Source organism: Arthrobacter sp. C2 (assembly GCA_024207135.1).
In the GTDB taxonomy this organism is placed as follows: domain Bacteria; phylum Actinomycetota; class Actinomycetes; order Actinomycetales; family Micrococcaceae; genus Paeniglutamicibacter.
In genome coordinates this window covers 3,093,731-3,112,969 of sequence record CP042428.1, presented here as the reverse complement: position 1 = coordinate 3,112,969, position 19,239 = coordinate 3,093,731, and the positions used below count along the sequence as shown (strand labels likewise).

Below are 19,239 nucleotides of genomic sequence, written 5' to 3'. Positions count from 1 at the left end.
ATGGACACTAAGATTCTTTAGCTCGACACGTCTTTGGCGGAACGCCTAGTCTCGGTTGGTGATGTTCTTCCCCTTTGTATCCGGCCTGGCCACGGGCCTGTCGCTGATTGTTGCCATTGGCGCCCAGAACGCGTTTGTCTTGCGCCAGGGCATCCGACGTGAACATGTTCGCACGACGGTGTTGATTTGCCTGGTGTCCGATGCCCTGCTGATTTTCGCCGGAATTGCCGGGCTTGGCGCCCTGCTGGCGGTGGCCCCGTGGTTCATTTCCGTCGCCCGGGCCGGCGGGGCTGCATTCCTGCTTGCCTATGCCTACTTTGCGGCCCGCCGGGCCTTCAGCCCGCTGGGGATGGAAGCCAGCACCGCGGCGACCCCGACCCCGCGCCGCACCGTCGCCCTCACTGCCCTTGCCCTGACGTGGCTCAATCCCCATGTGTACCTGGATACCGTGATCCTGCTCGGCTCCATCGCCTCGGCCCAAGGCGAGACCGGGCGCTGGGTCTTCGGCACCGGCGCGGCCTTGGCCAGCGTGCTGTGGTTCACCGGACTGGGCTTCGGCGCGCGCTACCTGCGGGGGTTCTTCGCCAACCCGAGGTCCTGGCGGGTTCTCGATGCCGTCATCGCCACCCTGATGGCCGTGCTGGCCGTGTCGCTGTTGCTGCCGCTTCTGGGCTGATGGCCCGCAGGGCCCTGCCTTCCGCGGTGCCCGTGGTGTCTCAGAGCTCCGCGACGGCCTTTCGGTAGACCGTCCCACGGCGGACCACCTTGAAACCCAGCCGTTCGTAGAGCCCCAGGGCCCCCGTGGGGCTCTGGGCATCCACCGACAGGTCCACCTTGGTGAATCCGTCGCCGAAGGCCGCAGCGACCACCGTGGAGAGCGTCCATGCCGCATACCCGAGGCCCCGCGCGGCCCGCGCGGTGCCCACGCGGGATATGTACAGCTCCTTGCCAACCCATTCGGCGCCCAGCACGTGGCTGAGCGCGCGTGCCGGCCGGTCCTCTCCGTGCCCCTCGAGCAGGACCCGGGAATAGTTGGTCCTGAAAGAACGCGCACCCGTCATGGCCACCCACTCATCCGTGCTTTTGGGGGCCGAGCCCCAATGGTCGGCAAACGCCTCGTTGTCCAGGAGCCTGACGGCCTCGGCGATGCCGGGGGAGTATGGAACCAGCACGGTGTCCTCCGGGACGCTGGCCGGCCGTCGATGGGGCCGGAAATCTCCCGGCACCAGGGTCATGTCCTGAAAAAAGCGCGCCGGCTCATAACCGCGTGCCACCGCCATCGCTCCGGCACTGTGCCCCGGGGCGTTTCCCCACACGTCAATGGTGTAATCGACGCCCGGGTGCCGTTGGGCCATTTTTTCCCCGGCCCTGGCTTCAAGAACGTCCATGACCAAGGTTCCATGGCCTTGGCGCCGGTATTCGGGTGCGATTCCACCGCCAATGGAAACGCGTCCGCGTCCGTCGCGCAGCTGCTCCCCGAGCCGGAGCTGCCCGAACCCCACCATGGTGTCCTTGTCCCACAACCCGAGGGTGTCTCGTGCCGGATCGACGCCCGGCTCGTTGAGCTCCTCCAACAAATCTTCGGCTTCGTAGAATTCATCCGTATCGTCGACTGCCGCCAATTTGTTGGTCAGTTCGGTCCACGCACCGACGTGCTCGAGGTGGATCCAGTTCTGGTGCATCGAAGTTCTCCCGCGGTGTTGTGGATTCGCTCGGCGCGCTTGCACGCCAGCTGAAATCCAGCTTTCCAGTTTTCTGCCGTGCTGCACAGGTGGACGCGACCACGGAACCGGTCGAAACTTAGGAACATGCTGTGCACGAAGGTTATCCACAGGTGGGGATAAGGCTGTGGGTTTCGCCCCTTTTGCACCTACATCATCGTCCTGGCGCGGTTTCGACCATTGTGAATTACATGTGCGTAAGTTATTAACACTGTGGATAAGGAGTGTGGACAACGCGCCGGGGCGGGGCCGAGAACCCTCCCGCTTCCGCGTATTCACGCGGATTAGTTCATACTTTCGAAGATTACTCACGGCCGATGTTCGAACGGCGCAAAGCGACCCTGCACAGGTTGTGCACTAAGTTATCCACAGGTGTGGATGAAATTGTGCATATTCATTGAAAGCTGTCCAAAACCAGAGCGGACCGGCGTCAGCGCGGGCGCTGGAGCCGGTCCGTTGCAGGTGAATTACATGGTTGTGAGTTATTAACAGTGTGGATAACCCATGTGGACAACTTTTGTCCCGCTAGTGCCGATCTGGCTATCCAACTCGAACGTTGACGGCCCCGTACAAAGTCAAGGCCACCAGCAACAACACCAGCAAGGCGGTGCCTGCCCATTGCATGGCGGCCTGCCTGGGGCCCTTGGGCGAATAAGCCATGACGGCCGCCACTGCCGCGCCCAGGACCATCCCACCGACATGGGCTTCCCAGGCGATGCCCGGGAAAATGAAGCCGATGGCCAGGTTGATGACGATCAGGATGACGATCTGCATCGACTGGACGCCACGCGAACGCAAGAGCACGAACATTGCCGCGAACAGCCCAAAGACCGCACCCGAAGCGCCCAGGACCGGGACACGGGGATCCGTGATCAGCAGCACCGCAACGGATCCGCCCAACCCGGCCACCAGGTACAGGGCCAGGAAGCGCAGCCGTCCCAGCATCGGTTCGAGCACGCGTCCGCAGATGTACAGCGCGTACATGTTGAAGGCGATGTGCCCGATGAAGGAAGTGGAGTGGGCAAAGATCGAGGTGATCATCCGCCACGGCTCGGGCTCGAAGTATCCGCTGGTGTACAGTCCCGCGTAAACCAGGTGGTTGGTGAAGCTCGGGATCGTCATCTGCAGCGCGAAGACCACGGCATTGATGGCGATCAGCACATAGGTGACGATCGGCCGGCCGTCGGTGGCCTTGCCGCCGAAGACGGTCCGGGTGCCGGGGATCTGTTTGTTGGCTTCGCGCACGCAATCCACGCATTGGGTTCCGACCGCGGCAGTCACCTGGCATTCCGGACAGGCCGGGCGGGAGCACCGCTGGCAGGTGACATAGGAGATCCGGTCGGGATGCCTGGGGCAGACCGGGGCCTGTGCGGCCTGGTTCGGGTTGGACAGTCCATAAGACATGGAAATGACGCTCCTGTGTAAGTACGTTCATGGCCCCGATGGCACGGGGCCGGTCTTTGGTTCCCTTGGCTCGCACCCTGCGGGAGGGCCCCGGCGCCTGGCCGGTTGCGGACTTCACCTGCCCAAGGATGCAAAACGGCCCCATCCACCCACGCCGCCCACGTCATTCACTTTGCGACCGCGAGGTGAACAACAAACGGGCGGGGCGGTCGATGGGGCCGTCCACGATCAGCGGCGCACGAGATACGCCGGAACCACGTGCCTAGACTGCCGCGACGTCGATGCTGCTGATGACGACGTCTTCCAGCGGCTTGTCGCGGCCATCGGTCGGAACGACGTTCAGTGCGTCAACCAGCTTGCGCGAGGCCTCGTCGGTGACATCGCCGAAGATGGTGTGCTTGCCCTGCAGCCAGGTGGTCGGGATCGAGGTGATGAAGAACTGGGACCCGTTGGTGCCCTGGCCCATCTGGATGCCGGCGTTGGCCATGGCCAGCTTGTACGGTTCGCGGAAATCGAGCTCGGGGTTGATCTCGTCGTCGAAGCGGTAGCCCGGACCGCCGGTGCCCTGGCCCAGCGGGTCGCCGCCCTGGATCATGAAATCGGAGATGATGCGGTGGAAGATCGTGCCGTTGTACAACGGGGTGTTGACCTTTTCCTCACCGCTGCGCGGGTCGGTCCAGGTCTGTTCGCCGGTGGCCAGGCCAACGAAGTTCTTCACGGTCTTGGGGGCGTGGTTGCCAAAAAGGTTGACGACGATGTCGCCCAAGTTGGTGTGGATGGTGGCTGTGTGCGTTGGGATTGCAGTCATGCAGTCATTCTTCCATGAGCGCTTGAACCGCCGCTGCGAATGGCTACGCGTTCAGTGAACACGGCTACACGTTTGTATATATGCCGGGCAGGTAATGGCCGCAAGCCAAGTGGAGGTCGTAGGCTGGGACGAAGCATCCGAAACGATCAAAGGGGTTCACTGTGAAGTCAGAACGTATTGCTCGAGACTTTGGTGAAAGTGTTGCCACCGGCGCCGAACAGGCCTTGGATTGGGCAGCGCCAAAGGTGGACACGGCAGTGAAGTGGGCCGTTCCGCGCATTGAAAAAGGCATCGAGACCGCAACCCCGAAGATCCAAGAGGGATTGAACTGGGCTGCCCACGAGCTGTCCGAGACCGTTGCCAAGGTCAGCCCCCTGCTCCAGGAATCCCTTGAAAAGGTGGGCCCGCGGCTCTCCGCAGCCATTGACGAGGCCACCCCGAGGGTCCAGAAGGCCGTTGACCGCGCCACCCCGGCATTGAACGAGGCCATCGAGAAGGCAGCGCCCGCGCTCAGCCACGCCCGCGATGTCGTCCTAAACGAATACCTGCCGACCGCCAACGAAAAGATCGGCCAGGCGGCCGAATTCACCACACGCAAGCTGGAGCAGGCCAAGTCCTCCGAGACGCTGCACCAGGTCGCCGACAAGCTCACGCCCAGTGCCGAAACGGTCCAGCGTCTCCATGACACGGCAAATGCAGCAGCCCAGACCGTCAGCAAGGAGATTGAAAAGGTGCAGAAGCCCGCGAAGAAGAAAAAGGGCTGGCTCGTCGTTGCCGTCATTGCCGCGGCCGGTGCCGCAGCCGTAGCCGCCTGGCGCGCGTCCAAGCCCATCGACGACCCATGGAAGACCCCGGCACCGGTGGAACCGACCACCGTCCGTGCCAGCGGACCGGTGGATGTCCCGGCAAGCGTCGAGGAGGTCCGCGAGGAAGTGGCAGCGTCAGCAGCTCAGGCCAAGGCCAATGTCGCCGAGGCAACCGAGGCCGCCAAGGATACGGTGGCCGAGGCCAAGGAGAAGCTCTCCGAGAAGGCCGAGGAATTGTCCGAGGCTGCCACCACCGCCAAGCACAAAGCCGAGGCCGCCGCCGACACCGGCAAGGCCGCCGCCGACGAGGCAGCCAACGGGGATTCCTCGCCGAAGCCGGGGCCTCGCGCCAAGAAGTAACCCGTCTTCGTGGGGTCGTACACCGATGCCATGGGAACAAGAACCAACCACAGGGCAGCACGTGCCCCGTGAGCAGCCTCCGGGAACCCGGGGGAGCCTCGGGTCAGGTGTTGCCCTGTTCCTTTGCCAGCGGCACGGTGCTGGCCGCGGCACGGGCCTGGGCGTGGCCCTGCCCCCTCACCACGAAGAACAACCCCGCAAGAATGACGACCAGCCCCGCGACGGTGCCCGCCGGCAGGACCTGTCCCAGGAACAACGCCGCCAGCAGCGCGGCACCGGGGATCTCCAACAAGATCAAGGTTGACACCGTCAGCGGCCCGAGCGAAGTCAGTAAGTGGTTCAGGGCCGTGTGCCCCAGGACCTGGGAGCACAACGCCAACGCCAGGATGCCGATCCATCCATTCAGGCCGAATCCCCATACTGGGGCGCCCGTCAGCAGGCACATCACCAGCAGCAGCACCGAGGTCATTCCGTAACAGATGGTCGTGTAGGAACTGGTGCTCATCGTGGCACGGGCCTTGGACCCGGCAAGCGTGTAGGAGGCGGCCAGGATCCCGCCGATGAGCGCCAGGCCGTCGCCGATCAGCGCCTCGGTCCCCGACCCGATGTCGAACCCGGTGATCACCACGACCCCGGCGAAGGCCAGCAGCACGCCCACACCCACGCGCCAGCCGTACTTGGTTCCGCGCAGCGACTGGAAGATGGCGATCCATGCGGCCTGCAGGCACACCAGCGCCGTGGACGCAGCCACCGTGGTCATACGGATCGAGGTCATGAAAAAGGCGAAGTGCAGGGCCAGCGAGAGTGCCGCCAGGGCGGTCCACCCCCATTCCTGGCGCCGCAGCCGGCCAAAGGTGCGGCGCTCGTTCACCAGCGCCGGAACAGCCATGACGGCCGTGCCCACGGCATTGCGCCACAGGGCCATTGAAAGCGCGGGGACGGCGGGAAACGCGGCTATGAGCGGCCCCGACGCGGCAACGCCCAGGACGCCCACGAGAGCCAGTAGAAAGGTCACCCAACCACTCTATGGGGTTTGGCGATCCCTCCTTGAAAGAGCGGTGGGACGGCAGTCCCAAAAAGGGAGGACCGAACTTAAAGCGAAAAGGCCCGGAACTTTCGTTCCGGACCTTTTCCTTCGGTGGAGACTAGGGGGGTCGAACCCCTGACCTGAAGCTTGCAAAGCTACCGCTCTACCAACTGAGCTAAGTCCCCGTATGAATTCAGTTTACCTTATCGGTACCCTGACTCCAGGTGGCCTTTTCGGCCGACGATTCCTTGTATTTCCGATAACCAATAATGCCTGCGGCTACTGCCACCAACACCAGAAATTTCCGCATGGGATTTTTCCTTTCACCTACCGGTCGGACGAGGGAATCCGTGGGCGTACCTGGACTTGAACCAGGGACCTCTTCGTTATCAGCGAAGCGCTCTAACCGCCTGAGCTATACGCCCTCTTTGTTCCCGCTGGGAACGAGATAAAACTTTACCCGAGAAATGGCCAAAGAAACAAATCGGCCCTCGAGGCACCCTTCGCAAGGGGCCCCGAGAACCGATTCTTGGCGTGTTTCCGCGAATTAATCGTCGGTCAGGGTCACACCGATGCCGCCAACCAGGGTCGAAGAGAGGTTGTAGAGCACCGCGGCGAGCATCGAGAGCGCCGTGAGCAATACCACATTCACCACGGCGATGATGGTGGCGAACGAGGCAACCTGTCCGAGGGACGCGATCTTCATCAGGTCGAAGCCGCCTTCGGTGCCGACGATCTCGCCGACCAGGCCGTTGATTGACGCGAAGATCCCGGTCAAATCGAGCACCGACCAGAAGACCACGGAAGCGACGACGGTCACGATGCCCAGGGCCACCGACAGCAGGAACGCCATCTTCAGCACCGACCAGGGGTCGACCTTGGAAATGAGCAGGCGGGCCTTGCGGACCTTGGCCTTGGGGGCCGGGCGAACCAGCTGCTGCGGGCGCGGAGCCCCGGGGCGGGGAGCGCCTGCGGGGCGCTGCTGTGCACCTGCGGGGCGCGGGGCCGTGCCCGGTCGCGGTGCTCCTGCGGGACGCTGGGCGCCTACGGGTGCCTGCCGTGGCGGTGCCGGACGGGTACCACCAGTGCCGCCCGCCGGGCGGGGCGTATTCGGGGTGCTCACGCGTTACCTCCGTCGTTGGTGGCCTCGTCGTCATGCCCAAGGTTTTCCTCGGTTCCCGCAGGGTTTTCATCACCCGGCAGGGCCTCGGAGGCCGTTTCTTGTGTCTTTTCCGCGTTCAACGGTACTGCATCTTCCTCGGGATTCTCTCCGAGGCCGCGCTCGGTGTTCTTCGCCACGGCGATGATCCGGTCCTTCTTGTCCGGCTTGGCAAAGATCACGCCCATGGTGTCGCGGCCCTTGGCCGGAACCTGCGAAACGTCGGAACGGACGACCTTGCCGCCCTCCATGACCACCAGAACCTCGTCCTCATCATTGACAATCAGTGCGCCGACCAGGTCGCCGCGGTCCTCGGCGAGCTTGGCGACCTTGATGCCGATGCCGCCGCGGGACTGCACGCGGTATTCGTCCACGGAGGTGCGCTTGGCGTAGCCGCCCTCGGTGACGACAAACACATAGGAATCCTCGGAAACCACGTCCGCGGCGAGCAATTCGTCCTCGTTGCGGAACTTCATGCCGGTCACACCGCTGGTGGCGCGGCCCATCGGGCGCAGTGCCTCGTCGGTGGCGGTGAAGCGCACCGACTGGCCCTTGCGCGAGACCAGCATCAGGTCGTCGGTCTCGGAGATCAGTTGCGCGGAGACAAGTTCGTCGCCCTCGCGCAGGTTGATCGCGATGACCCCGGCGGTGCGGTTGGTGTCGTAGTCGGTCAGGCGGGTCTTCTTGACCAGGCCGTTGCGGGTGGCGAGCACCAGGTACGGGGCATCCTCGTAGCTGCGCAGGTCAAGGACCTGGGCAATGTGCTCGTCGGGCTGGAAGGCCATCACGTTGGCCACGTGCTGGCCCTTGGCGTCGCGACCGGCCTCGGCCAGCTCGTAGCACTTGGTGCGGTACACGCGGCCGTGGTTGGTGAAGAACAGCAGCCAGTTGTGCGTGGTGGTGACGAAGAAGTGCTCCACCACGTCGTCCCCGCGCAGCTGCGCGCCCTTGATGCCCTTGCCGCCGCGGTGCTGCGAGCGGTAGTTGTCGCTCCGGGTGCGCTTGACGTAGCCGCCGCGGGTGATGGTGACGACCATTTCCTCCTCGGGGATCAGGTCCTCGACGCTCATGTCGCCGTCGTAGCCCATCAGGACCTTGGTGCGGCGGTCGTCGCCGTGCTTGTCCACGATCTCGGCAAGTTCCTCGGAGATGATGGTGCGCTGGCGCTGCGGGTCGGCCAGGATCGCCTGGTATTCGGCGATTTCCATTTCGAGCTCGTTGTGGCGGTCCTGGATCTTCTGGCGTTCCAGGGCGGCCAGGCGGCGCAGCTGCATGTCCAGGATGGCCCGGGCCTGCAGCTCGTCGATGGACAGCAGTTCCATCAACCCGTCGCGCGCGGCCTCGGTGGTGTTGGAGCGGCGGATCAGCGCGATGACCTCGTCCAGCGCGTCCAGGGCCTTGAGCAGGCCGCGCAGGATGTGCGCCTCCTCCTCGGCCTTGCGCAGCCGGTAGGCGGTGCGTCGGGCGATGACTTCCATCTGGTGGTTGACCCAGTGGCGGATGAACGCATCGATGGACAGCGTGCGCGGCACCCCGTCGACGATCGCGAGCATGTTCGCGGAGAAGTTGGACTGCAGCTCGGTGTGCTTGTAGAGGTTGTTCAGCACGACCTTGGCCACGGCATCGCGCTTGAGCACGATGACCAGGCGCTGGCCGGTGCGCCCCGAGGTTTCGTCGCGCAGGTCCGCGATGCCGGAGACCTTGCCGTCCTTGACCAGTTCGGCGATCTTCACCGCGAGGTTGTCCGGGTTGGCCTGGTAGGGCAGCTCGGTGACGACCAGGCAGGTGCGGCCCTGGAGTTCCTCCACGGAGACCACGGCGCGCATGGTGATGGAGCCGCGGCCGGTGCGGTAGGCATCCGCGATGCCCTTGGTGCCCAGGATCATCGCACCGGTGGGGAAGTCCGGGCCCTTGACGCGCAGCATCAATTCCTCGAGCAGCTCCTCGCGGGAGGCTTCGGGGTTCTCCAGGTACCACTGCACGCCGGTGGCGACCTCGCGCAGGTTGTGCGGCGGGATGTTGGTGGCCATGCCCACGGCGATGCCGGAGGAGCCGTTGACCAACAGGTTCGGGAAACGCGCCGGCAGGATGGTCGGTTCCTGGTTCTTGCCGTCGTAGTTGTCCTGGAAGTCAACGGTGTCCTCGTTGATGTCCCGGACCATCTCCATGGCCAACTGGGCCATCTTGGTTTCGGTGTAACGCGGCGCGGCGGCCCCGTCGTTGCCCGGGGAGCCGAAGTTGCCCTGGCCCAGGGCCAGCGGGTAGCGCATGGTCCAGTCCTGGATCAGGCGGACCAGGGCGTCGTAGATCGCGGTGTCGCCGTGCGGGTGGTACTGGCCCATGACCTCGCCGACCACGCGGGCGCACTTGTTGTAGGAGCGGTCCGGGCGGTAGCCGCCGTCGTACATCGCGTAGATCACGCGGCGGTGCACGGGCTTCAGGCCGTCGCGCACGTCCGGCAGCGCACGCCCCACGATGACCGCCATGGCGTAGTCAAGGTAGGAGCGCTGCATCTCGGTCTGCAGGTCGATCTGGTCGATCTTGTCGTGGCCGGTCCGGACCTCCACGGCGTCGTCGATCACCGCACCCTCGAGGGGTTCGCCGGTGCCTGAGGTGTTGTCCTGCGGGTTTTCGGGAGTCTGATCGCTCATCGATTTCTTCCTCTAGTCAAAAAGTCTGTGTCTGAAACGCGTGTCGGCGGCGGGGCTGGACTAGATGTCCAGGAAGCGCACGTCCTTGGCGTTTTGCTGGATGAAGTTTCGACGCGATTCGACGTCCTCGCCCATCAGCACGGAGAAGATCTGGTCGGCTGCGGCGGCGTCGTCCATGGTGATCTGGCGCAGCGTGCGGTGCTCGGGATCCATGGTGGTGTCCCAGAGTTCCGAGTAGTCCATCTCGCCCAGGCCCTTGTAGCGCTGGATGCCGTTGTCCTTGGGCAGGCGCTTGGCCTTCGCGGCGCCGGTGGCCAGCGCGTCGTCGCGTTCCTTGTCCGAGTACACGTATTCGTGCGGGGAGTTGGACCATTTGATGCGGTACAGCGGCGGCATCGCCAGGTACACGTAGCCGTTTTCGATCAGCGGGCGCATGAAGCGGAAGAGCAGCGTCAGCAGCAGCGTGGTGATGTGCTGGCCGTCGACGTCGGCATCGGCCATCAGCACGATCTTGTGGTAGCGCAGCTTGGCCATGTCGAATTCCTCGCCGATGCCGGTGCCGAAGGCGGTGATCATGGCCTGGACCTCCGCGTTGCCCAGGGCGCGGTCGAGGCGGGCGCGCTCGACGTTCAGGATCTTGCCGCGCAGCGGCAGGATGGCCTGGGTGTGCGGGTTGCGTCCGCGCTTGGCCGAGCCGCCTGCGGAGTCGCCCTCCACGATGAACACCTCGCACTCGGCGGGGTTCTTCGAGGAGCAGTCCGAGAGCTTGCCGGGCATGCCGAAGGATTCCAGCGGGGACTTCCGGCGCGCGTTGTCGCGGGCCTTGCGCGCGGCCAGGCGGGCCTGGGAGGCGAGCTGGGCCTTGCGGATGATGTCGCGGGCGGTGTTCGGGTTGCGCTCGAGCCAGTCGCCGAGTTCGTCGTTGACAACGCCCTGGACGAAGCCCTTGGCCATCGAGTTGCCCAGCTTGGTCTTGGTCTGGCCCTCGAACTGCGGTTCGGCAAGCTTGACGGAGATGACGGCTGTCAGGCCCTCGCGGATGTCGTCGCCGGTGAGGTTCTCGTCCTTTTCGCGCAGGATCGTCTTCTCGCGCGCGTAGCGGTTGATCAGCGAGGTCATCGCGGCGCGGAAGCCCTCTTCGTGGGTGCCGCCCTCGTGGGTGTTGATGGTGTTGGCGTAGGTGTGGACCGACTCGGAGTACGAGTTGGTCCACTGCATGGCGACCTCGACGCTGATGCCCTTGGAGGTGTCCTCGGATTCGAAGGCGATGACGTCCTCGTGGACGAGCTCGACCTTCTTGGAGGAGTTCAGGTGCTTGACGTAGTCCAGCAGCCCGTCCTTGTAGAGGTAGTCCACCACGCGGTGCTTCGGTGCGGCGTCGTTGGCTTCGTCCTCGTCGGTGGCGATCTCGTCGCCGTCCTCGGCCAGCACGCGCTCGTCGGTGAGGGTGATGCGCAGGCCCTTGTTCAGGAAGGCCATCTGCTGGAAGCGGGCGCGCAGGGTCTCGAAGTCGAAGTCGATGGTGTCGAAGATCGAGGCGTCCGGGTAGAACGTCTGGATGGTGCCGGTGGCCTCGGTGGCCTCGCCCTCGATGAGGGTGCCCTGGGGCTTGCCGCCGTCCGCGAAGGACATGCGCCAGACATGGCCCTGGCGGCGGATCTCGGTGTCCACGCGCGAGGAGAGGGCGTTGACGACGGAGATGCCCACGCCGTGCAGGCCGCCGGAGACCGCGTAGCCGCCGCCGCCGAACTTGCCGCCGGCGTGCAGGATGGTCATGACGACCTCGACGGTGGGCTTGCCCTCGGTGGGGTGGATGTCCACGGGGATGCCGCGGCCGTTGTCTTCCACGCGGACGCCGCCGTCTTCGCGCAGGGCGATCTGGATGTGGTCGCAGTGCCCGGCCAGGGCCTCGTCGACGGAGTTGTCCACGACTTCGTAGACCAGGTGGTGCAGGCCGCGCGCCGAGGTGGAACCGATGTACATGCCGGGGCGCTTGCGCACCGCTTCGAGGCCCTCAAGAACCGTGATGTCCTGGGCGCCGTAGGTGTGTTCCACCCTCCCGTTGACATGCTCTTCCGCCGGCGGGGCAGCGGGGGATTCGTCGACCTGGACGGAATCGATTGGTTCCTGGGGTGTGGTGTTATCGGTAGACACAGGTGCTACAGACTCCTCAAACAGTGGAAGGCCGAACACCGAAGGTGCCCGATCATGAACCAGCGTCTTGTCGCACTGACAAAACGCCTGTACCAATTCTACCGCGTATCGCCAAAACAATCGGACATTGACCGGCGGCAACATGCCGCCAATGGCCGCCAACCATACTTAGGAGCGATTGGTTCGGCCTCAAGTGGGGGGCTATGTGGTTTGGGCGCTGTGAGCGCGCCAGTGGGCCAGCTACGCGTTTTGGTTTTCCTAGCCGTAGGTGTCCCGCGGACCGCGGCCCTTGACCGAGCGTCCGCCGTGCCGCCAGGTGGGTGCCGCCGGCCCCAGAACCCGGATCACGGTGATCACCCCATGGCCCAGTTCCTTGTCGAAATGCTTGAGCAGTTCGTGGGAGAGCAGGCGCATCTGGGTGGCCCAGGTCGTGGAGTCGCAGCGCACCACCACGGTGGAATCCTCGAAGGACTCGGGCTTGCAGTGCGCGGCAATCTGCGGGCCCACCAGCTCGCTCCAGCGCGAGAGCACCGAGCCCACGGCCACCGGTGCGCTCCAGCCGCGGTCACGGACGATCCTGCCAAAGAGGTTGCCGATTTCCTGGGGGTCGCGCCCGTCGGTGTATTTCGCCGGTGCGGCGCTGGCCCGCCGCTTGGCCTTGCGTGCAGCGACGTTTTCCTCGAACTTGGCGGCCTTGGCCGCGTCGATCCGGGCTTCGCCGCGGCTGATTGCGGATTCGCGCATGCGGTTGAGGATGGCGCGGGATGCATCCAGCGCCTCGGGGGCATGCGGGTCCTTTTCCTCGCTCACGAGCTCACGACTCCCGGGCTGACCTTCAGGAAGGTGCCGCCGAGCTCCTCGGGCACGTCCGAGGCGACCGCGGCGGTGACGATCACCTGGTCGGCGCCGGCCACGATGGAGGCCAACCGGGTGCGGCGGGTGGCATCGAGTTCGGCGAAGACGTCGTCCAGGATCAGGATCGGTCCGGCGCCGGGGCGCGGGTCGTCCTCGCCCATGACCTTGTAGGCGGCAAGCCGCAGGGCCAGGGCCAGCGACCAGGTCTCTCCGTGGCTGGCATATCCCTTGGCCGGGGCGCTGCCCAGGGTCAGCAGGACATCGTCGCGATGCGGCCCAACCAGGGTGATGCCGCGCTCGAGTTCCTTGTCACGGGTGTTCAGCAGTGCCGCGAGGAACATTTCCTCGAGTTCCTCCGCGGTGGCGTCAAGCAGCACGGCCGGGGCCACCCTGAAGGTGCCGTCCTCGCGGGCCGGGGCATCGGCGGGGGAGTCCTCGGCATCGAAATCGGCCATCACCGTGCATTGGTAGTACGCACGGGCTTCCTTGTTGGCATCGGCCAACGACGCGTATGCGGCACCCATGTACGGGGACAACAGGCTGAGCACCTCAAGCCGCCCGCGCAGCACTCGCGCTCCGGCCCGAGCCAGGTGGGTGTCCCAGACATCGAGGGTGGATTCGTGTGCGGTGGAAAGCTTGCCGCCGGCGCGTGCCGATTTCAGCAGGGCGTTGCGCTGTTTCAAAACGCGCTCGTAGTCCCCGCGGGTGGCTGCCTCTCCCGGCCGCAGGGTAACGAGCAATTCATCCAGGAAACGGCGCCGGTTCGAGGGATCTCCCTTGACCAGGGCCAGGTCTTCCGGGGCGAAGAGCACGGTCCGCACGATGCCGAGGATGTCGCGCGCCCTCACGGGGTTGGCCCGGTTGATCCTGGCCCGGTTTGCCTTGCCGGCGGTGATTTCCACCTCGAGGGTGGTCACCAGCTTGGCGCGCTGGACCCTCGCCCGGACCAGCGCGCGGTCGGTGCCGAAACGCAGCAGCGGTGCGTCATTGGTGACCCGGTGGGACGAAAGCGTTGCAAGGTAGCCAATGGCTTCTACGATGTTGGTCTTGCCGACACCGTTGGACCCTACAAGGACGTTGGTGCCAGGTCCCAGCTCGACATCGGCTTGCGCATAGGAGCGGAAGTCGGTGAGAGAGACATGTGAGATATACACCTAAACGTCCTGCGATGGGATCGGGCGGGATGCCGTCGATCGGATGACAAAGGCTTGGTGGAAGCCGCCAAGAAAAGTTGTGTTCGGCCGCTCCGTTTGGAGCGGACGTGGAGCGGCCGAACACGAGGTTGCGGCAGGAAAGAAAACCGTGTTTTCCCCCGCAGGCAACCTAATTGGGCAAGTTTGGTAGGCGCACCGGCATGACCAGGTACCGGTACTGGTCGCTGTCCTGTCCGTCCAGGGAAGACTGGGCGGTCATCATGGCCGGCTTGGGGGCGCTGGTGAAGGAGAAGCGCACGAATTCGCTGTCGAAGGCGTTCAGGCCCTCGCTCAGGTAGGCGGGATTGAAGGCGACGGTGATTTCCTCGCCGTCGATCTGCGCCTCGATGGATTCCTCGGCCTGGGCGTCTTCGCCGGTACCGGCGTCAAGCGAAAGCTGGCCGCCGGTGAAGGAGAGCCGCACCGGGGTGTTGCGTTCGGCAACAACCGCTACGCGGCGGACCGCTTCCATGAGATCGGAGGTCCGCACCGTGGCATGGATCGGCGTGTTCTCGGGGAACAGCGAACGGATCTTGGGGTAGTCACCGTCGACAAGCAACGAGGTGGTGCGGCGGTTTCCGCTTTCGAAACCAATGAGTTCGTTGCCTTCGCCCAGCGCGATCTTCAATTCGCCGGCCGAACCCAGGGTCTTGGCGACCTCGTTCAGGGTCTTGGCCTTGACCAGTGCGGAAGTTGAAATCCCGGACTGCGACGGCTTCCAGTGGACCTCGCGCATGGCCAGTCGGTAACGGTCGGTGGCCAGGAAGGTGATCAGGTCGTCTTCGATTTCCATCTTGACGCCGGTCAGGATCGGCAAGGTGTCGTCCTTGGAGGCAGCAACAATGACCTGGTTGATTGCGTGGGCAAAGGCCTCGCCATCGACAACGCCAGTCACCTCGGGAAGCGTTGGAAGTTCCGGGTATTCGGCCACCGGCATCGTGGCCAGGTGGAATCGGCTACGCCCGCAGGTGAGTGTGACCTTGGTGCCGTCGGTCTCGATGACCGCGGTGGCGTTCGGGAGGCTGCGGCAAATTTCGGCCAGCAACTTGCCGGAAACCAGTATCGTTCCCTCGGCAGCGACATCAGCGGCAATTTCGAGGTGGGCAGAGATTTCGTAGTCGAACCCGGCCAGGGAAACGGTGCCGCCCGTTGCGGTGATCAGGATGCCTGAGAGCACCGGGGAAGGCGGCCGTTGGGAAAGTGAACGGGCGGTCCAGGATACGGCTTCGGCCAATACATCCTTTTCAACGCTGAACTTCACGAAGTGTTCCGCCTTTCACGACGAAGTCGACAGTACATGACTTGAAGCAAGCTTAGCGTCCTGAAAATCGAGACCCGGAACTGGTTCCGGGCACAAGGTGAGTTTGCAAGCTTGCTTTGTGAACCGACTGCGTTGGTTGGCAGAACTACGGCACAGCCTTCGAGCATACCGGTTTTTGGTGATCAATGAGCAAGCATCCCGGTGGTCGTTCCCGGGCAGCATCGTGGGACCGCAGAAATCCGAAGACTGCACGTTGCCGTGGACCGGCTTGGAAGTGAACGTTTCCAAGCCAGGCGCAAGGTCTCTCTAGGACAGGCTGACCAGAAGCGGTTTTTCCACGAAATCGGGTCCCGCTGTTTTCAACTGTGACGCAGCGGAACTGGAGTGCGGGCCCTGTCCGAACCTGGGGCCGGCACAGAACATTTGATGATCAATGAGACATGAACAGAGCTGGAAGCGGCAACCGAGTCATTCCCGGAAGTTCATCTCTTGGACGCCTGTCGGAAAGCCCGGGTGAAAAATGCCGGAAGAAGGCCCCTGGGTACGAAAGTGAAATGCAGCTGCAACCGAGAGGAACCGCGTCTAAGCAAGGGATTCGGGAGTATGCCAATTTCAGTTGGAAACGGTCCGTGGTCCTTGCGCAAAACTCTCCAAGGGGAATGGCCCAATTCAGGGTCATTCGGTCGATCTTGGCAGCTCGCGGCAAAAGGGGACTTGTTATCTGGATGAATAGGAAGAAAGGGGTTAGTAGTGTTAATAACCCCTGTGGATACTGTGGATAACCGTCAACGGCCGCGGGAACGTACCGATTATGCATGTGCACAACATGTGATTGGGGGTGACACTCAGTGTCACGCCCCGGTGGACAACTTTCCGCGTGGATTAAGGGATCCACAGGAGAGCATGGAGTTATCCGCAGAAGATCGAGGTCGTCCACTTAATCATCCACAGGTTTATCCACACCTGTGGTTATCGGAATTCTGGCGTCCTTAACCTTCGCGCTGCCGCTGCTTGATTCGGTTGGTCAGCTCGGTTACCTGGTTGAAAATGGCCCGACGTTCCGCCATGAGTTCACGGATCTTGCGATCGGCGTGAATCACGGTGGTGTGGTCGCGGCCGCCCAGTTCCTGGCCGATCTTTGGCAGCGACATATCGGTCAGCTCACGCAGGAGGTACATGGCGATCTGCCGTGCGGTCACCAAGGTCCGGGTCCTGGATTTGCTGGTGAGCTCTTCAATCGTGAGATTAAAGTACTCGGCAGTCTGGGCAACGATGGTCGCCGGCGTGATTTCCTGGGCGCCTTCGTCGGTGATCAAGTCCTTCAGGACCGTCTCGGCCAAGCTCATGTCCACGGTTTGGTTGTTGAGCGAGGCAAATGCAGTCACCCGGATCAACGCCCCCTCGAGCTCACGGATATTGGTGGAGATTTTTGAGGCTATGTACTCCATGACCTCGTCGGGGGCGGACAGATTCTCCGCCGTGGCCTTTTTTCGCAGAATGGCAATGCGGGTTTCAAGTTCCGGAGGCTGGATATCGGTGAGCAGGCCCCATTCAAAGCGGGAGCGCATGCGGTCTTCGAATCCGGACAGCTGCTTGGGCGGGAGGTCCGAGGTGATGACAACCTGTTTGTTGTGGTTATGCAGGGCGTTGAAGGTGTGGAAGAACTCTTCCTGGGTGGCATCCTTGTTGGCCAAGAACTGGATGTCGTCAATGAGCAGGATGTCTACGTTTCGATAAGTCTGCTTGAAGCTCGCGCCCTCGTCGTCACGAATGGAGTTGATGAAGTCGTTCGTGAATTCCTCGGAATTTACGTATCGGACCCGGATCCCGTTGTAAAGGTGGCGGGCGTAGTGGCCAATGGCATGCAGCAGGTGGGTCTTGCCCAAGCCGGAGTCGCCATAGATGAACAACGGGTTGTAGGCCTTGGCCGGGGCTTCTGCGACTGCCACCGCTGCGGCATGGGCGAAACGGTTGGAAGAGCCGATCACGAACGTATCGAAAATGTACTTGGGGTTCAGGCGGCCGAACTCCTGGGAATTCGACGGCGGGGACGGCTGCGGGAGGACATCGCTGATGCGTGCCTTGGGAACCGGCGGCAATTCAACAGGGGGAGCCGGCGCTTCTTCCGGGAGCAAATCGGAGTCGATGCTGAACGCACACCGGATATCCGATTGGAAGACGAGCTTCAACGACTGTTCAAGAGGGTCCTTGAGCTGGGTTTGGAGAACGTCACGGGTCAATTCGTTGGGGACCGCCAGCAAGAGTGTTGTTCCGATCAGCCCCTGGGGCTGCGCCAGGGCAGCGAAGGCACGCTGCATGGGCGTTACACGGTCGTCTTGTTCGATATGTCGAACTACCTGGCGCCAGGCACTGCCGACACTGTTGGTCTCGTCCGTGCTCACAATTAGGCCCCTTCGTTCTGTTACATCGACCAAACGGGCGACGAATGGGGCCCTCGACTGCCGAACCCCAACTAGATGATTCTAGCGGTCATCCACAGCGTTATGCACAGTCGGTGGATAACTTGAGGTGGATATCTCTCAGAGGCTTGCAAATCTGCATGGTTGCAAGTAAAAATTGAGATCCAGGACAAAAGCGTCAGAGCAGATATTCGAGGTTTTTGGGCGTTTATCCACCGCGGTATCCACAACCAAGATCACATAGTGCACAGGGCCCGGGTGGAACGCGAATGGGCTCAATTTGACGTACCTTCACTTGCACCCCTATCGTTGTGTAGTCCTATGTGTGCACTTTTGGCACTGTGAGGTGCCTTTGAAAGTCTTCGGATTGTCGAATGCGCGGAGCAGTCCACAAGGGCCACCTGAATACGAGCGTCGGCCTGTTCTTCCCTACTTATTAGCAACGGGCAAGGCGCATCACATGATCGTCTTGGAGTTACTACCGTGAGCAAGCGGACTTTTCAGCCGAATAACCGTCGTCGTGCCAAGAAGCACGGTTTCCGACTTCGTATGCGTACCCGTGCAGGCCGTGCCATTTTGGCAACCCGCCGCGCCAAGGGTCGCGTCGAACTTTCTGCATAACCATTAAGCACTACTGTCCTGAAATAGCGCAGGTTTTCGTGGGTTCTTTGTTTTTCAGACTCGACGCGTGACGTCGTGTTGCCAAAGAATCAACGACTGCGCCTTTCGCAGGACTTTACAGCCACTGTACGTTCCGGCGCCCGCACTGGGCGCCGGAACGTAGTGCTATATGCACGGGTTCGTTCTGAAGAACCCCAAGGCAATAACCGTTTTGGTTTTATCGTTTCCAAGGCCGTTGGCAATGCCGTGCAGCGCAATCTCGTCAAGCGACGAATGCGTGCACTGGCCGCGCAGTTCACTGCGGATGCCACCGGCCTCGATGTCGTGCTCCGGGCATTGCCTGGTTCCGCGGACATCGATTGGGACGAGCTTAGCCAGCAAGTCCGGTCCGGGCTTGGTTCGGTTGTTCCTAAGGCAGGTGCGAAGCGTGAAAAAGGATTCTAGGCCCAGAACAGGGATCCTCTGGTTCCTGATTGATATGCCCAGAAACCTCATCATCGGTTTCCTCATGGTCTATCGCAGGATCATTTCGCCGATCTACGGCGATGTTTGTCGCTATTTTCCCAGCTGCTCGGCTTACGGCCTTGAAGCGGTTACGGTTCATGGAGCCGTCAAAGGCATCGGATTAACCATCTGGCGTGTCTTAAGATGTAATCCGTTCAGCCATGGCGGGATCGATTACGTTCCCGAAGGCCGACGGATTTGGCCAGAAGGCAAGACCCCCAAGATCATGGTGTTGAATCATCCTCCGATTCCCGCCGACGAAGACGCCGCAGACGCGGCCTGAGGAGCATGACCG

Annotated in this window: 17 protein-coding genes and 2 tRNA genes; 5 read left to right on the top strand and 14 right to left on the bottom strand. The window is 62.8% G+C overall.

What is annotated here, in order from left to right:
• Positions 1–61: 61 nt before the first annotated feature.
• On the top strand, positions 62–676 hold the full coding sequence (locus tag FPY90_RS14440; RefSeq protein WP_071216220.1) for a LysE/ArgO family amino acid transporter: 615 nt from the start codon (positions 62–64) through the stop codon (positions 674–676).
• Positions 677–716: 40 nt separating this feature from the next.
• Here the strand turns inward: FPY90_RS14440 and FPY90_RS14435 are convergent, their stop codons facing one another.
• From FPY90_RS14435 to FPY90_RS14425, 3 genes are all read right to left on the bottom strand, one after another.
• Positions 717–1,682, bottom strand: a complete 966-nt coding sequence (locus tag FPY90_RS14435) for a GNAT family N-acetyltransferase (protein WP_498681746.1) — start codon at positions 1,680–1,682, stop codon at positions 717–719.
• Between the two features lie 579 nt (positions 1,683–2,261).
• Positions 2,262–3,125: a rhomboid family intramembrane serine protease gene (locus FPY90_RS14430; protein WP_071216218.1), complete on the bottom strand. Its 864-nt coding sequence runs from the start codon at positions 3,123–3,125 to the stop codon at positions 2,262–2,264.
• 262 nt (positions 3,126–3,387) lie between these two features.
• Positions 3,388–3,933 (bottom strand): peptidylprolyl isomerase, encoded by a 546-nt coding sequence (locus tag FPY90_RS14425; RefSeq protein WP_071216217.1) that lies wholly within the window; start codon positions 3,931–3,933, stop codon positions 3,388–3,390.
• A gap of 257 nt (positions 3,934–4,190) precedes the next feature.
• Here FPY90_RS14425 and FPY90_RS14420 point away from each other — a divergent pair, with 257 nt between their 5' ends.
• Positions 4,191–5,099 (top strand): YtxH domain-containing protein, encoded by a 909-nt coding sequence (locus FPY90_RS14420; RefSeq protein ID WP_139194961.1) that lies wholly within the window; start codon positions 4,191–4,193, stop codon positions 5,097–5,099.
• A 103-nt stretch (positions 5,100–5,202) separates the two neighbouring features.
• Here the strand turns inward: FPY90_RS14420 and FPY90_RS14415 are convergent, their stop codons facing one another.
• The 11 genes from FPY90_RS14415 to dnaA all read right to left on the bottom strand — a co-directional run bounded on the left by FPY90_RS14415 (position 5,203) and on the right by dnaA (position 17,801).
• Complete coding sequence (locus FPY90_RS14415; protein ID WP_071216215.1) at positions 5,203–6,114, bottom strand: DMT family transporter; 912 nt, start codon at positions 6,112–6,114, stop codon at positions 5,203–5,205.
• A 124-nt stretch (positions 6,115–6,238) separates the two neighbouring features.
• A tRNA-Ala gene (locus FPY90_RS14410) sits at positions 6,239–6,311 on the bottom strand.
• A gap of 8 nt (positions 6,312–6,319) precedes the next feature.
• The gene (locus FPY90_RS14405; RefSeq protein WP_209905891.1) at positions 6,320–6,436 is read right to left on the bottom strand and encodes a DLW-39 family protein; all 117 of its coding nucleotides are present in this window, start codon (positions 6,434–6,436) and stop codon (positions 6,320–6,322) included.
• 41 nt (positions 6,437–6,477) lie between these two features.
• A tRNA-Ile gene (locus FPY90_RS14400) sits at positions 6,478–6,551 on the bottom strand.
• 122 nt (positions 6,552–6,673) lie between these two features.
• Positions 6,674–7,249, bottom strand: a complete 576-nt coding sequence (locus FPY90_RS14395) for a DUF3566 domain-containing protein (protein WP_071216214.1) — start codon at positions 7,247–7,249, stop codon at positions 6,674–6,676.
• Positions 7,246–9,936 (bottom strand): DNA gyrase subunit A, encoded by a 2,691-nt coding sequence (gyrA, locus tag FPY90_RS14390; protein WP_498681743.1) that lies wholly within the window; start codon positions 9,934–9,936, stop codon positions 7,246–7,248. The genes FPY90_RS14395 and gyrA overlap by 4 nt, the downstream gene beginning before the upstream one ends.
• Before the next feature lie 60 nt (positions 9,937–9,996).
• Positions 9,997–12,090 carry a DNA topoisomerase (ATP-hydrolyzing) subunit B gene (gene gyrB / locus FPY90_RS14385; protein ID WP_071216212.1) on the bottom strand — a complete coding sequence of 698 codons (2,094 nt, stop codon included), beginning with the start codon at positions 12,088–12,090 and terminating at the stop codon, positions 9,997–9,999.
• Positions 12,091–12,348: 258 nt separating this feature from the next.
• The gene (locus FPY90_RS14380; RefSeq protein WP_071216211.1) at positions 12,349–12,900 is read right to left on the bottom strand and encodes a DciA family protein; all 552 of its coding nucleotides are present in this window, start codon (positions 12,898–12,900) and stop codon (positions 12,349–12,351) included.
• Positions 12,897–14,099, bottom strand: coding sequence for a DNA replication/repair protein RecF (recF, locus tag FPY90_RS14375; protein ID WP_071216210.1), 1,203 nt, complete (start codon positions 14,097–14,099; stop codon positions 12,897–12,899). Before recF ends, FPY90_RS14380 begins: the two co-directional genes overlap by 4 nt.
• A 169-nt stretch (positions 14,100–14,268) precedes the next feature.
• Complete coding sequence (dnaN, locus tag FPY90_RS14370; RefSeq protein WP_071216209.1) at positions 14,269–15,399, bottom strand: DNA polymerase III subunit beta; 1,131 nt, start codon at positions 15,397–15,399, stop codon at positions 14,269–14,271.
• Between the two features lie 989 nt (positions 15,400–16,388).
• Positions 16,389–17,801, bottom strand: a complete 1,413-nt coding sequence (gene dnaA, locus FPY90_RS14365; RefSeq protein WP_071216208.1) for a chromosomal replication initiator protein DnaA — start codon at positions 17,799–17,801, stop codon at positions 16,389–16,391.
• 501 nt (positions 17,802–18,302) lie between these two features.
• On the opposite strand from dnaA, the gene rpmH reads away from it, so the two are divergent.
• From rpmH to yidD, 3 genes are all read left to right on the top strand, one after another.
• Positions 18,303–18,440 (top strand): 50S ribosomal protein L34, encoded by a 138-nt coding sequence (rpmH, locus tag FPY90_RS14360; RefSeq protein ID WP_083411456.1) that lies wholly within the window; start codon positions 18,303–18,305, stop codon positions 18,438–18,440.
• Between the two features lie 75 nt (positions 18,441–18,515).
• Positions 18,516–18,884: a ribonuclease P protein component gene (gene rnpA / locus FPY90_RS14355; RefSeq protein ID WP_498681739.1), complete on the top strand. Its 369-nt coding sequence runs from the start codon at positions 18,516–18,518 to the stop codon at positions 18,882–18,884.
• Entirely contained in the window at positions 18,868–19,227 is a 360-nt protein-coding gene (gene yidD, locus FPY90_RS14350) for a membrane protein insertion efficiency factor YidD (RefSeq protein WP_175475535.1), read from the top strand. Before rnpA ends, yidD begins: the two co-directional genes overlap by 17 nt.
• Positions 19,228–19,239: the final 12 nt, after the last annotated feature.

Coding starts and splice junctions, on each gene's coding strand:
- gyrA (WP_498681743.1), bottom strand. CDS start 9,936: ATGAGCGATCAGACTCCCGAAAACCCGCAGGACAACACCTCAGGCACC.
- FPY90_RS14435 (WP_498681746.1), bottom strand. CDS start 1,682: ATGCACCAGAACTGGATCCACCTCGAGCACGTCGGTGCGTGGACCGAA.
- FPY90_RS14430 (WP_071216218.1), bottom strand. CDS start 3,125: ATGTCTTATGGACTGTCCAACCCGAACCAGGCCGCACAGGCCCCGGTC.
- FPY90_RS14440 (WP_071216220.1), top strand. CDS start 62: ATGTTCTTCCCCTTTGTATCCGGCCTGGCCACGGGCCTGTCGCTGATT.
- FPY90_RS14405 (WP_209905891.1), bottom strand. CDS start 6,436: ATGCGGAAATTTCTGGTGTTGGTGGCAGTAGCCGCAGGCATTATTGGT.
- FPY90_RS14425 (WP_071216217.1), bottom strand. CDS start 3,933: ATGACTGCAATCCCAACGCACACAGCCACCATCCACACCAACTTGGGC.